Source organism: Actinospica durhamensis (assembly GCF_018139695.1).
GTDB classification, from domain to species: Bacteria; Actinomycetota; Actinomycetes; order Streptomycetales; family Catenulisporaceae; genus Actinospica; species Actinospica durhamensis.
Window position 1 is genome coordinate 1 of the sequence record NZ_JAGSOG010000257.1, and the last position, 12,380, is coordinate 12,380.

Sequence of the window (12,380 nt, forward strand, 5' to 3'; positions counted from 1 at the left end):
AACTGTTAGGACACAAAGTTATTTTCGGATCGGCGCGGCGAGGGCGGTCGCGGGGTCCGCGGACGGGGTGGCGCAGGGCACGGATCCGCGCGGGCGGGCGCATGGGGCGCGGCCGGCGGGGTATGCGGAAATCCCTACAGCGGAGGCGAATCATGACGATTCCTTATGCGGCCCGCGCCTCGCTGGGCCTGGCCGCGCTCGCCCTCGGGGCGAGCACGCTCGCCGGCTGCGCCTCGCAGCGGCTGCAGAACTCGCCCGCGACGGTCTCGACCGCGGGTGCGTCCGCGGCGGCGGCGGACGCGCTGTCCACGACCTGTCCGAGCACGGCGCCCACCAATCTGTCCTCGAACGCGTCCGGCCTGGCCGCGCAGCTCGAGCCGCTGACGGCGACCCGAGTGCTGCTGTGCGTCTATCCCGCGGCGTCGCCCTCCGAATCGGCGACGGACGAGTCCCCCACCGCGAATCCGACCGCGGTTCCGGCGGTGAGCACACCGGCGACCTCGACGGCGGCGGCTTCGAGCGCGGCGAGCCCCACCGCGAGCGCGAAGGCGCCGACCGCGATCGTGCTGACCAAGACCGACCAGATCGACAGCCTGCAGCGGGCGCTCAACGCCCTCACTCCCCCGCCGACCCAGCCGGTGTCCTGCCCGATGGACACCGGGTCCTCCGTGCTCGTCATCTTCACCGCGGGCGCGCAGGAGACCGAGGTGCTCATCCAGACCTCCGGCTGCCCGCTGGCCGCCAACGGGCAGAAGACCGGGTGGGTCGGACAGACCGACTTCCTCAGCATCCTGTCATCGCTGGTCGGCGGCTCGTCCTGATCACGGGCGGTCACCGATCGCCGCCCGCGCGCGTCCGGCCGCCCCTATACTCGGCCTCTCCATCCCGGACGACGGAGGGCAGCGGCATGGAGATGTTCGTGTTCGACCGCAGGGAGTTCCGTATCCCCCGGTTCGCCAGCGTGGACGCGTTCGCCACCTTGATCGCGCACGGCGAGTACTCCGGCCCGACCCGGGTGTCCTGCCTGTCGGTCGAGCCGGGCGGCCTGGTCGGCGAGCACCCGGCGGTCGGCGGCCAGCTGTTGCTGCTCGTGGCCGGCTCCGGCTGGGTCTCGGGGCCGGACGGGGTCCGGCTGGAGCTGCGCGCCGGACAGGGGGTGCGGTGGGATCCCGAGGAGGTGCACACCTCGGGATCCGAGACCGGGTTCACCGCGATAGTGCTCGAGGGGCCGGACCTGGAGATCTTCGGTCCGGCCGCCCGCGGCGGGGATCAGATCCCGTAGACGCGGGTGGCGGTGGCACCGAAGACGGCCGCGCGCTCGGCCGTGGACAGCTCGGAGGTGAGGTCGGTGGCGGCCTGGAAGACCTCGCCGTAGCTGCCGGCCAGCACGCACACCGGCCAGTCCGAGCCGAACATCAGGCGGTCGGGGCCGAAGGCCTCGAGCGCGATGTCCGTGTAGGGGCGCAGGTCCGGGACCGTCCAGGTGCCCCAGTCGGCCTCGGTGACCAGGCCGGAGAGCTTGCACACCACGTTCGGCTGCGCGGCCATGGCCTGGATCCAGCCCGCCCACGGCTCGAGATCGCCCTCGGCGATGGGGGGCTTGCCGAGGTGGTCGAGCACGAACACCTGGTCCGGCGACTCGCGCACCAGCCGCAGCGCGGCCTGCGTCTGCGGGGCGCGCACCAGGATGTCGTAGGGCAGGCCGGCCGCGCCCACGGCGCCGATGCCCCGGCGCACCTCGGGACGGTCCAGCCAGTCCGGGTCCGGCTCGTCCTGCACCAGATGCCTGATACCGACCAGGCGCTGCCCGCCGGCCCCGCCGCTGATCCGGGCGAGGTCCTCGGCCGGATCGTCGGCGGTCAGGTCCATCCAGCCGACCACACCGGCGATCAGCGTGGTGCACGCGGCGTAGGCGAGGAACTCCCTGGTCTCGTCGGCGGACGCGGCCACCTGGACCAGGATCGTCTTGTCCACGCCGCGATCCCTGGCCTGGGCCTCGAGCTCCTCAAGGCCGAAATCGCGCCAGATCGGCTTGAAATCCGGCGCGCGCAGCCATTCGTGCGCGCGCACGTGCAGATCCCAGAGGTGGTGGTGCGCGTCTACCGTCATGGTCACTCCGTCGGAACCGGGACTTCGGGGGGAATCAGGCCGCGGGAGCGCAGGCCCTCCCACAGCTCCGACGGTATCGCTACCCCGGCCAGGGCGGCGCAATCGTCCGCCTGGGCGACATCCCGGATTCCGATCAGGGTGCTGATGACGGCGGGGTGGCCCCAGCCGAAGTGCAGCGCGGCCGCGCGCAGCGGCACGCCGTGCTCCAGGCACACCTGTTCGATCTCCAGCGCCCGGCGCACCAGCTCCTGCGGCGCGGGCGCGTAGTCGTAGGTGGCGGCGCTGCGCGGGTCGGCGAGCAGCCCGGAGTTGAACGCGCCGCCGAGCACGACGGCGACGCCGCGCTCCTCGGCCGCCGGCAGCAGCTCGGCCAGGCCGCTGTGGTCGAGCAGGGTGTAGCGCCCGGCCAGCAGGACCACGTCGATGTCGGTCTCGCGCACGAACCGGGTGGGCAGCACGCTCTGGTTCATGCCGACGCCGATCGCGCCGAGCACGCCCTCGTCCCGCAGCTTCTCCAGGGCCGGATACGCCTCGGCGAGCGCCTGCTCGCCGTGGTGGTCCGGGTCGTGCAGCAAGGCGACGTCGATCCGGTCGAGGCCGAGCCGGGTCAGGCTCTCCTCGATGCTGCGGCGCACGCCGTCGCCGCTGAAGTCCCAGCGGCGACGGTAGGTGCGCGGGACCTCGAAGCCCTCGTCGTCGCGGGCGCCGGGCTCCGGCTCGGCGACCGGCTCGAGGATCCGGCCGACCTTGGTGGAGAGCACGTACTCGTCCCGGGGCCGGGTGCGCAGCACCTCGCCCAGGCGGCGCTCGGACAGGCCGAGGCCGTAGTGCGGGGCGGTGTCGAAGAAGCGGATCCCGCTGTCCCAGGCCGCGTTCACGGCCGCGGCCGCGTCCGCGTCGTCGACCTCGGTGAAGAGGTTGCCGATCGCCGCGCCGCCGAAGCCGAGGCGGGTCACCCGGCGCAGGATCTCAGGGTATTGCCGACTCACGAAGACTCCTTGCTCTACTCGCCGACCGGGCGCGGACGCAGGCCGGTGAAGCCGCCGTCCACCGCGAGGGAGGTGCCGGTGACGCTCGCGGCCAGCGGCGAGGCCAGGTAGGCGATCGCCGCGGCCACCTCGTCCGCGGAGACGAGCCTACCCATCGGCTGGCGCGCGGCCAGCGCGGCGCGCTCGGCCTCCGGGTCCTCGGCCGCGTCGAGCAGGCGCCCGACCCACGGGGTGTCCGCGGTGCCCGGGTTCACGCAGTTGACCCGGACGCCCTCGCGCAGGTGGTCGGTGGCCATGGCCAAGGTCAGCGCGTACACGGCGCCCTTGGTCGCACTGTAGAGGGCGCGCAGCGGCAGCCCGGCCACGGCGGCGATGGAGGCGGTGTTGACGATCGCGGCGTGCGCGGAGGCGCGCAGGTACGGCAGCGCGGCGCGGCTGACCCGGACCATGCCGACCACGTTCACGTCGTAGACCTTGTGCCACTGCTCGTCCGGGTTGTCCTCGACCGTGCCCGCGGCGCCGATGCCGGCGTTGTTGATCAGGATGTCGATACCGCCGAGGGCGTCGGCCGCGGCGGCCACCGCGGCGCGCACCGACTCGTCGTCGGTGACGTCGGCGACGAAGCCGAGCTTGGGGTCGGGGGCGTTGGAGGGGTCGAGGTCGAGCACCGCGACCGCGGCGCCGCGCGCGGCCAGCAGCGTGGCGGTGGCGAGTCCGATGCCGGAGCCGCCTCCCGTCACCACCGCGCGCAGGCCGGCGAACTCCGATTGCAGAGCGGTCATGGGTCAGACTCCTTCGTGCTGACGCAGGTCTTCCACCCAGAAGGTACCGTCCGGGTAGCGATAGGTGGCGATGGATGCGTCGTGCATCCGGGCCGAGAAGCCGGGGGCCTCGGGGGCCAGGTACGCGCCGGCGCCCATCCGCACCGGGTCCACGAAGTGCTCGTGCAGGTGGTCGACGTACTCGATCACCCGGTCCTCGGTGGTGCCGGTCAGGGCCACGTAGTCGAACATGGACAGGTGCTGCACCAGCTCGCACAGGCCCACGCCGCCGGCGTGCGGGCAGACCGGGACGCCGAACTTGGCCGCGAGCAGCAGGATCGCGAGGTTCTCGTTGACCCCGGCCACCCGGGCCGAGTCGATCTGCAGGATGTCGATGGCGCCGGCCTGCAGCAGCTGCTTGAACACGATCCGGTTCTGCACGTGCTCACCGGTGGCGACCTTGACCGGAGCAACGCCGCGGCGCACGGCGGCGTGGCCGAGGATGTCGTCCGGGCTGGTGGGCTCCTCGATCCAGTACGGCTCGAACTCGCTCAGGGCGTTGACCCACTCGATCGCCTCCGGCACGTTCCAGCGCTGGTTGGCGTCCACGGCGATGCGCAGGTCCGGGCCGACGGCGGCGCGGGCGGCGCGGAAGCGGCGCACGTCGTCGCTCAGGTCGGCGCCGACCTTCAGCTTGATCTGGGTGAAGCCGTCGGCCACGGCCTGCTTGGCCAGCCGGGTGAGCTTCTCGTCGGAGTAGCCGAGCCAGCCGGGCGAGGTGGTGTAGGCCGGGTAGCCGTGCTCGCGCAGCAGCGCGGCCCGTTCCGCGGCGCCCTCGCGCCCGGCCCGCAGCAGGGCGAGCGCCTCGTCCGGGGTGAGCGCGTCGGCGATGTAGCGGAAGTCGATCTGGCCGACCAGCCACTCCGGCTCGGCGTCGGCGAGCAGCTGCCAGACCGGCTTGCCGGCGCGCTTGCCGGCGAGGTCCCAGACGGCGTTGACGACGGCGCCGATGGCCATCTGCATCACGCCCTTCTCCGGGCCGAGCCAGCGCAGCTGGCTGTCGCCGATCAGGGCGCGGCTGACGCTGCCGGGGTCGGCGCACAGCTCGTCCACGTCGCGGCCGAGCACGTGGGCGCGCAGCGCCTCGATCGCGGCCACCTGCACCTCATTGCCCCGACCTATCGTGAAGGCGAAGCCGTGTCCGGCGAGGGGCCGCCCGGCGGCGTCGAGGCCGTCGGCGCGCAGTACCACATAGGCGGCGGAGTAATCAGGGTCCGGATTCATAGCATCCGACCCGTCATGCTCACGCGAGGTGGGGAATCGAATGTCGTAGGTATCCAGGGCATGTATCCGGGCGCGAGCGACCGACATGGGCAAAGGTCCTTTCAGCCTTCTGGTGGGATGAATCTAGAAGGCGGAAGGACCTTTGCGCAAGCCATTCATCGGATGTATCTCAGCCGAGCACCTCCGCGACCCCCTCGCCGGCGAAGCTCAGGTCGCTGTGGTCCACCGTGACCTGCGCGTACTGGGAGACCGTGGCGGTGGCGTCGACGTGCACGTCGCGCAAGGTCAGCACGGTCGGATAGTCCGCGCTGTAGCCCTCCACGACCTCCTGCGCCCCGGCTGTGGAGTGCGTCGCGAAGAGGCCGTCGATGGTGATTCCGGCGTAGTCCGGGATGGCCGTGGTCCCGGTGGGCGCGGAGTAGAACGGGTCGAGGTCGATCGGATACTGCAGGTCCGCCATGGTGGTGTCGACGTACGCGACGTCCTGCACCAGGCCGCCGACCCCCGCGTAGGACTTGATCCGGATGCCGGCCGCGATGCTGGACTCGGTGCCGTACAGGTCCCTGCCCTCGATCAGGTTGTGCGCGACCAGGATCTGGCCGAGCCCGTAGGTGGTCTCGCTGCCGATGGAGATGCCGTGGGTGCCGAAGCACTGGTCGTCGGCGACGGTCAGGTGCACGTCGGCGCCGTCGTTGGTCTGCATCGCCACGCAGTCGTCGCCGTCCATGATCCAGGAGTCGCGGACGGTGGCGTAGTCGGAGGAGTCGATGTCGATGCCGTCGGTGTTCAGGGCGGTGTCGGGCGTCTCCACGACCAGGCCCCAGACCAGCAGCCCGCCGCCGGTCTTGTAGTACAGGGTCTCCTTCGCCGCGTCGCGCAGGGTGAGGTCGTAGACGGTGAAGTCATCGGAGGAGGTGGCCTGGATCAGCCGCGGGTTGACCTGCTTGAGCCCCTCGGCCTTGGCGGTCACGGCGTTGTCCCACCAACTGGTGGTGGTGCCCAGGATCGGCAGGTCGCCGCGGCCGTCGATCACGCCCTGGCGCGCGTTGCCCAGCGCGTCGCGGGAATCGCGGGCGTGTCCGTCGGCGCGCACGCTCTCGATGCCGCTCTCGTTGCCGCTGACCGTGATGAACGCGGCGCAGCCGCTGGAGGACGCGGCGATGGTGCCGCAGGCCGCGCCGTAATCAGAGGCCTGACGTGACGCGTAGAGCGTGACGTCGGTGTCGAGGACGAGGTACTCGAAGGCCCCGACCGTCAGCGGCGCGGAGAGGAACGCGGTGTCGGTGCCGTCCGCGCTGGGCGCGAGCACGACCGCCTGGCCGGTGCCCGCGCACGCGGTGAGCGCGGCCTGGATCCGCGCGGTGTCCGGCGCGGCCGACTCGAGCGCGTCCGGGAACTCGCGGTTCGCCGGGTCGGCGAGCTCGGAGCTCACGGTCTGGCAGGTGGCGGGCGCGGCCGGTTCGGCGAGGTCGCGGGTGTCGCCGAGCCGGGCGTTCTCGCGCGCGGCCCGGTCGGCGACGGTGGTGGCGGCTCCGGAGACGACCGGGTCCCAGCCGTCCGAACCGGCGAGATAGGTGGAGGCCGTGTACGACGTGGCCTCGGCCGCGGTCAGCTGCGGACGCGTGGACTCGTTCGCGTTCGCGCCGGAGCCGGTGTTGTCGTACTCGTAGTAGCGCCCCGCGGTCCAGGTCGCGCTGCTGATGCCCAGATACGGGTCGGTCGTGTTGACCTGCGCCGGCAGGCTCGTGTCGCGTACGACCAGTTGCGGCGCGGTGCCAGAGAACGGCTCCCAGGCGCGGCCGAGGTAGACCGTGTTCGAGGCGAGCGTGCTCGAGACGGTGTCGCCGGTGAGCAGGATGCCGTAGGTGTCGGCGGCGTACGTCGCGGGCGCGGTGAGGTAGGCCTTGGAGTAGATCCCGTCGTTCACCGTGACGATGCTGGAGCGGTCCACGACCAGGTCGCCGTCACCGAAGATGTAGTCCACGTCGCCTTCGACGGTGGAGTCGTAGACGTACTGGCGCAACTGCGCGGTCGCTGTGGAGTCCCAGCTGAGCAGGGTGTCCTGGTGGCCGTAGAAGACGTCGTCCTGGTAGACCTGCCGGTCGCCCTCCATCGCGATGGCCACGGCCTGGGTCGCGGTCACGCTCGGGTAGTCGAGCTTGTCGAAGGTGTTCGAGAAGGTGATGTACTTCGCGGTGAAGTTGCTCGCCTTCACGTGCACCGTGGCCGAGCCCTCGGTGCCGTAGGTCGAACCGCTGCCGGTCGCCTCGCCCGCGTACGTCGAGGACGTGATCACCACGTCCTTCGGGTTGCCGGTGGCCCCGACCATGGTCAGGTGCAGCTTGGTGGCCGGCACGGTCACCATCTCGCCGTAGGTGCCGGCCGCGATGGAGATCGTGTAGGCCGTGCTGGAATCGTCGGGGACGGCGTTCACCGCGGCCTGCACGGTGGTGTACTCGGCGCCGGACTTGCCGACGGTGAGCGTGACGCTCGCTGCGGCCGCGTCGGCGGAGGCGGGAACCGCCCCCACCGCGACCATGCCGCCGGTCAGGGCGAGCACGGTCGCGGCCGCGAGCAGAGTGAATCTGCGCGTTGGCATGGAGGAGGAGTCCTTACAGGCTGGGGTAGCTGGCGAAGGTGCAGCTGGGTGCGGAGCCGGAGCCGCTGACCGAGGTCGAGGTCACGCCGGTGCCGGACGGCACGATCGTCGAGTCGTAGTACGAGACCTTGGCGTACTCGGCGGTGTAGGTGTTGGTGTCCAGGCTGACGTTCTCGAGCGTGAGGCCCAGCGGGTAGGTGGAGCTGTAGCCCTCGATCGCCGAGGTCGCGCCGGAGACCGAGCTGACCTCGGTGGCACCGTCGATCGTCACCGACTTGAAGTACGGGTAGTCCGAGCCGGTGGACGAGGAGTAGAACGGGTTGATCTCGATCGGGTACTTGAGCTGCTCCATGCAGGTGTCTTCGTACTCGACGTTGCTCACGGTCCCGCCGACCTTGCTGTAGCTCTTGATCCGGATCCCGTTGGCGCTGGAGGACTCGGTCTCGTTGGCGTCGGTGCCGCGGATCCAGTTCTGGTTGACCAGCACGGAGCTCACGCCGTAGGTCGTCTCACTGCCGATGGAGATGCCGTGGGTGCCGTAGCAGTGGTTGTCGTAGACGGTCAGGTACTCGTCGGCCGAGGCGTTGGTCTGCATCGCGACGCAGTCGTCCCCGTCCATGATGTACGAGTTCTCGACCGTGGCGTCGGTGGACGAGTCGATGTCGATCCCGTCGGTGTTGAGCGCGGTGTCCGGCGTCTTGATCCGCAGGCCCCACACGGTGAAGCCGCTGCCGGACTTGTAGTAGAGGTGCTCCTTCGGCGAGTTGACCAGGTCGATGTCGTACACGGTGAAGTTGTTCGCACCGGTGGCCTGGATCAGCCGCGGGTTGACCTGGTCCTCGCTGTCGGCCTTGGCAGTCGTGGCGTTGGCCCACCACGACGTGGAGGTGCCGTAGATGTCGAGGTCGCCGCGGCCGTCGATGACGCCCTGGCCGCCGGAGGAGTTCTGGGTGCCCTCGATCCCGGAGTTGGATCCGGTCACGGTGATGAACGCGTTACAGCCGCTGCTCGAGGAGGCGATGGAACCGCAGGTCGAGCCGGAGCTGGCCTGGTAGTTCTTGGCGTTGAGCGAGGCGAAGAGGCTCACACCCACGTCCACGACCAGGAACTCGCTGCTGCCGACGGTAAGCGGGCCGGACAGGAAAGCGCTGTCGGAGCCGCTTGCCGCGAGCACCACGGCTTTGCCGGTGCCGGCGCAGGCGGTGAGCGCGGCCTGGATGCGGGAGGTGTCCGGCGGGGTGGCCTCCTGCGCGCTGGTGAACTCGCGCGAACTGGGCCGGGCGAGGTCGGAGCTGACGGTCTCGCAGGTGCCGGGCAGGGACGGTTGGGTGACGGTGCGCTGGTCGCCGATCGAGGCGGCGGCCGCGGGGGTGGCCGGCAGCACGGTCACGGTCAGGGCCGCGAGCGAGAGCACGGGCAGGGCGATACGAAGCAGAGATCGCATGACGGCATGTCCATATCAACGTCGATAAATGAACAGGTGGGATTCCGTCACGCGGGCCAGACACCCTCATACCGGGCACGCGTGTCGTGCAGTGGGGGACGTTAGGGCGCCACGGGAATCGCGTCAAGAGCGTTGACGGAATCTCATGTCGCCGATACCGTACGCGGCACGCCGTATATGAGACATCGATCATGGGCGGCGGGCCCGGCCGGGGGAGACCAGATGCTCCGCGCGGGCGGTGCGTGGCACACCCTCACTCGGCCGCGTACCGCCCGCGCGGTCTTTTTTTCCCGCAGATGACGGCCATCGCAGCAGCACAGCGGGCGCTCGGCCGGCTTCTTCCCCTCCACCGTTGACACGCGGCGCATGCGGGGGCTAACTTCCTCTCACATCGTATACGAGATACCCGATGCGGAATCCCGGATACGCGGTATCCCGTACTGGAACGGAATCATCCATGCCTGACACGGTCATGCCGTCGGTCGCGGTGCCCTCGCGCACCGAGGCCGTGCTGGACGCGGTCAAGCACGCGATCCTCACCGGCCGGCTCACGCCGGGCCAGCCCCTGATCGAGACCGAGCTCGCCGCGCAGCTCGGGGTCTCCAAGACCCCGGTGCGCGAAGCGCTCAAGACTCTGGCCGGGGCGGGCCTGGTGACCATGAGCCCGTACAAGGGCGCGAGCGTGCGGACCGTGGACGACAAGCTGGCCCACTCCGTCTACGACATCAGGATCCTGCTGGAGCCGGAGGCGGTGCGCCGCGCGGCCGGCTCCTGCGGCTCCACCAGCGCCTGGTGGGACGCGGCCGGCTCGGCCCTGGACGCGGCCGACCGGGCCGCGGACCGGGCCGAGCGGCAGCAGGCCAACCGCGAGTTCCACCGCGCCCTGTACGCCGGGTGCGGAAACGACCTGATGGTCGGGATTCTCGACGGGCTGCGCGACCAGACCGCGTTGGTCTCCACCGCCGTGTGGACCCGCAACGCGAGCTGGGAGCAGGAGGCCGGCGAGCACCGGGCCATCCTGGACGCGATCAGGGCCGGGCGCGCGGACGTGGCCGCGACCCTGCTCGAGGAGCACATCAGGGCCTTCGTGGACCGCAACTTCGGGGCCACGGCCACGCCCTAGCCGGCGGACGGAACCGGGCAGGATCCGCCCGCACCGCCGCACCGCCGACACGGCGGCGCGCCGGGGCACGAGCACGTCGCCCACGCACCGGTACCGCGCCGCGATCCGGGCGCGGGAGCAGAAAAGAACGGTCCGAGCCGCTGCAACGGCCCGGACCGCGAAACACCCGCACCACCGCACAGATCGGCGCGTCCCCGAGCGGGGACATGCCTGGCGAGATCCATGACCGGAGACGACAGATGCAGTCCGATGATGGCACGGCGGTGGCGCCGACGCCTATTCGCCCGAGTGGGCAGGCCGACCAGGCCGCGCTGCGCACCGCGCTGCGCGGAGTGGTGGCCATTCCGGTGACCCCGTTCGACGCCGAGGGCGGCGTGGACTGGGGGCGGCACGGCGCGCTGCTGGCGCGACTGGTCGCCGCCGGCGTGCGCGCCGTCACCCCGAACGGCAACACCGGAGAGTTCTACACGCTCGAGCCCGCCGAGGCCCGGCGCGCGGTGGAGAACACGGTCAAGGAGGTCGGCGGCCAGGCCGCGATCATCGTGGGCGTGGGTCTCAACACCACCGGCGCGATCGAGGCGGCCCGGCACGCCCGCGACGCCGGGGCGCAGATGGTGATGGTGCACCAGCCGGTGCACCCCTACATCTCCGGCGAGGGCTGGACCGAGTACCACCGGGCCATCGCCGAGGCGGTCCCGGAGCTCGGCGTGGTGCTGTACGTGCGCGACCCGCGGATCACCGGGGTCCAGATCGGCCGGCTCGGCGAGCTGTGCCCGAACGTGGTCGGGGTGAAGTACTCGGTGCCCGATCCGGTGCGCTTCGCCGCGGTGGCGATGGACGCCGGGGCCGAGCGGTTCGAGTGGGTGGCCGGGCTGGCCGAGCTGTCCGCGCCGGGCTACTTCGCGGTGGGCGCCACCGGGTTCACCTCCGGCCTGGTCAACGTGCTGCCGGCGGCGTCGCTCGAGTTCTACGCGCGGCTGGCCGCGGGCGAGTACGCCGCGGCGATGGAGATCTGGGCCCTGATCCGCCCGTTCGAGGAGCTGCGCGCGGCCGACGCGTCCGCCGACAACGTCAGTGTGGTCAAGGAGGCGCTGGCCCAGCTCGGCCTGTGCCGCGCGGACGTGCGTCCGCCCTCGCGCACCCTGCCCCGGCCGGTGCGCGACCACATCGAGGCGATCCTCGCCTCCTGGGGCGAGAGGTGGCCGATATGACCTCGAACCCCGAGACCACCGGCCCGGCCCTGCGCAGCGCCGGCTGGTTCGGCGAGGGCGTGACCGGCGGCCACATGCGCGCGTTCTCGCACCGCTCCCGGCTGGCCCAGCTCGGCTACGAGGCGAGCGAGTACGAGGGCAAGCCGGTCATCGCGATCCTCAACACGTGGTCTGATATCAATCCCTGTCACATGCACCTGCGCGAGCGGGCCGAGCAGGTCAAGCGCGGGGTGTGGCAGGCCGGCGGATTCCCGCTGGAGTTCCCGGTCTCCACCCTCTCGGAGACCTTCCAGAAGCCCACCCCGATGCTCTATCGCAACCTGTTGGCGATGGAGACGGAGGAGCTGCTGCGCTCGTACCCGGTGGACGGCGCGGTGCTGATGGGCGGCTGCGACAAGACCACCCCGGCGCTGCTGATGGGCGCCGCGAGCGCGGACGTGCCCGCGCTGTTCCTGCCGGCCGGGCCGATGCTGCGCGGCGACTACCGGGGCGAGCCGCTCGGCTCGGGCACGGACCTGTGGAAGTACTGGGACGAGCACCGGGCCGGACGCATCGGCGACTGCGAGCTGGCCGAGGTCGGCTGCGGGCTCGCCCGCTCCCCCGGCCACTGCATGACCATGGGCACGGCCAGCACGATGACCTCGGTGGCCGAGGTGCTCGGGGTCTGCCTGCCCGGCTTCGCCTCGATCCCGGCCGTGGACAGCGCGCACCACCGGATGGCCGCGCGCACCGGCGCCCGGGCGGTGGAGCTGGCCGCGCAGGGGCGGCGGATCACCGAGTTCCTCACCCGCGAGGCCTTCGAGGACGCCGCGGCCACGGTGATCGCGCTCGGCGGCTCCACCAATGCCCTGATCCACCTG

At 71.3% G+C, this 12,380-nt stretch carries 11 protein-coding genes; 5 read left to right on the forward strand and 6 right to left on the reverse strand.

The annotated features are described in order from the left end of the window. The first annotated feature begins 152 nt into the window (after positions 1–152). Together KDL01_RS32790 and KDL01_RS32795 are read left to right on the forward strand one after the other, a co-directional pair. On the forward strand, positions 153–821 hold the full coding sequence (locus KDL01_RS32790; RefSeq protein ID WP_212532561.1) for a hypothetical protein: 669 nt from the start codon (positions 153–155) through the stop codon (positions 819–821). 86 nt (positions 822–907) lie between these two features. Continuing rightward, positions 908–1,282 (forward strand): cupin domain-containing protein, encoded by a 375-nt coding sequence (locus tag KDL01_RS32795; RefSeq protein WP_212532562.1) that lies wholly within the window; start codon positions 908–910, stop codon positions 1,280–1,282. On the opposite strand, the gene KDL01_RS32800 is transcribed toward KDL01_RS32795, so the two are convergent. The 6 genes from KDL01_RS32800 to KDL01_RS32825 all read right to left on the reverse strand — a co-directional run bounded on the left by KDL01_RS32800 (position 1,270) and on the right by KDL01_RS32825 (position 9,186). Further along, complete coding sequence (locus KDL01_RS32800) at positions 1,270–2,109, reverse strand: amidohydrolase family protein (protein WP_212532563.1); 840 nt, start codon at positions 2,107–2,109, stop codon at positions 1,270–1,272. The two genes, KDL01_RS32795 and KDL01_RS32800, sit on opposite strands and share 13 nt — an antisense overlap. 2 nt (positions 2,110–2,111) lie before the next feature. Then, on the reverse strand, positions 2,112–3,098 hold the full coding sequence (locus KDL01_RS32805) for an aldo/keto reductase (RefSeq protein ID WP_212532564.1): 987 nt from the start codon (positions 3,096–3,098) through the stop codon (positions 2,112–2,114). A gap of 14 nt (positions 3,099–3,112) precedes the next feature. Further along, entirely contained in the window at positions 3,113–3,880 is a 768-nt protein-coding gene (locus tag KDL01_RS32810) for an SDR family NAD(P)-dependent oxidoreductase (protein ID WP_212532565.1), read from the reverse strand. A gap of 3 nt (positions 3,881–3,883) precedes the next feature. Then, positions 3,884–5,230 carry an enolase C-terminal domain-like protein gene (locus tag KDL01_RS32815; RefSeq protein WP_212532566.1) on the reverse strand — a complete coding sequence of 449 codons (1,347 nt, stop codon included), beginning with the start codon at positions 5,228–5,230 and terminating at the stop codon, positions 3,884–3,886. A gap of 82 nt (positions 5,231–5,312) precedes the next feature. Beyond that, entirely contained in the window at positions 5,313–7,742 is a 2,430-nt protein-coding gene (locus KDL01_RS32820) for a pectinesterase family protein (protein ID WP_212532567.1), read from the reverse strand. Positions 7,743–7,755: 13 nt separating this feature from the next. Then, the gene (locus tag KDL01_RS32825; RefSeq protein ID WP_212532568.1) at positions 7,756–9,186 is read right to left on the reverse strand and encodes a glycoside hydrolase family 28 protein; all 1,431 of its coding nucleotides are present in this window, start codon (positions 9,184–9,186) and stop codon (positions 7,756–7,758) included. A 457-nt stretch (positions 9,187–9,643) separates the two neighbouring features. Here KDL01_RS32825 and KDL01_RS32830 point away from each other — a divergent pair, with 457 nt between their 5' ends. The 3 genes from KDL01_RS32830 to KDL01_RS32840 all read left to right on the forward strand — a co-directional run. Further along, positions 9,644–10,309, forward strand: a complete 666-nt coding sequence (locus KDL01_RS32830; protein ID WP_212532569.1) for a GntR family transcriptional regulator — start codon at positions 9,644–9,646, stop codon at positions 10,307–10,309. 239 nt (positions 10,310–10,548) lie between these two features. Beyond that, positions 10,549–11,520 (forward strand): dihydrodipicolinate synthase family protein, encoded by a 972-nt coding sequence (locus tag KDL01_RS32835; protein ID WP_212532570.1) that lies wholly within the window; start codon positions 10,549–10,551, stop codon positions 11,518–11,520. Next, a partial coding sequence (locus tag KDL01_RS32840; protein WP_212532571.1) for a dihydroxy-acid dehydratase domain-containing protein occupies positions 11,517–12,380 on the forward strand: 864 nt, incomplete at its 3' end. The genes KDL01_RS32835 and KDL01_RS32840, both read left to right, overlap by 4 nt.

Coding starts and splice junctions, on each gene's coding strand:
- KDL01_RS32790 (WP_212532561.1), top strand. CDS start 153: ATGACGATTCCTTATGCGGCCCGCGCCTCGCTGGGCCTGGCCGCGCTC.
- KDL01_RS32800 (WP_212532563.1), bottom strand. CDS start 2,109: ATGACGGTAGACGCGCACCACCACCTCTGGGATCTGCACGTGCGCGCG.
- KDL01_RS32815 (WP_212532566.1), bottom strand. CDS start 5,230: ATGTCGGTCGCTCGCGCCCGGATACATGCCCTGGATACCTACGACATT.
- KDL01_RS32820 (WP_212532567.1), bottom strand. CDS start 7,742: ATGCCAACGCGCAGATTCACTCTGCTCGCGGCCGCGACCGTGCTCGCC.
- KDL01_RS32830 (WP_212532569.1), top strand. CDS start 9,644: ATGCCTGACACGGTCATGCCGTCGGTCGCGGTGCCCTCGCGCACCGAG.
- KDL01_RS32835 (WP_212532570.1), top strand. CDS start 10,549: ATGCAGTCCGATGATGGCACGGCGGTGGCGCCGACGCCTATTCGCCCG.
- KDL01_RS32810 (WP_212532565.1), bottom strand. CDS start 3,880: ATGACCGCTCTGCAATCGGAGTTCGCCGGCCTGCGCGCGGTGGTGACG.
- KDL01_RS32795 (WP_212532562.1), top strand. CDS start 908: ATGGAGATGTTCGTGTTCGACCGCAGGGAGTTCCGTATCCCCCGGTTC.
- KDL01_RS32825 (WP_212532568.1), bottom strand. CDS start 9,186: ATGCGATCTCTGCTTCGTATCGCCCTGCCCGTGCTCTCGCTCGCGGCC.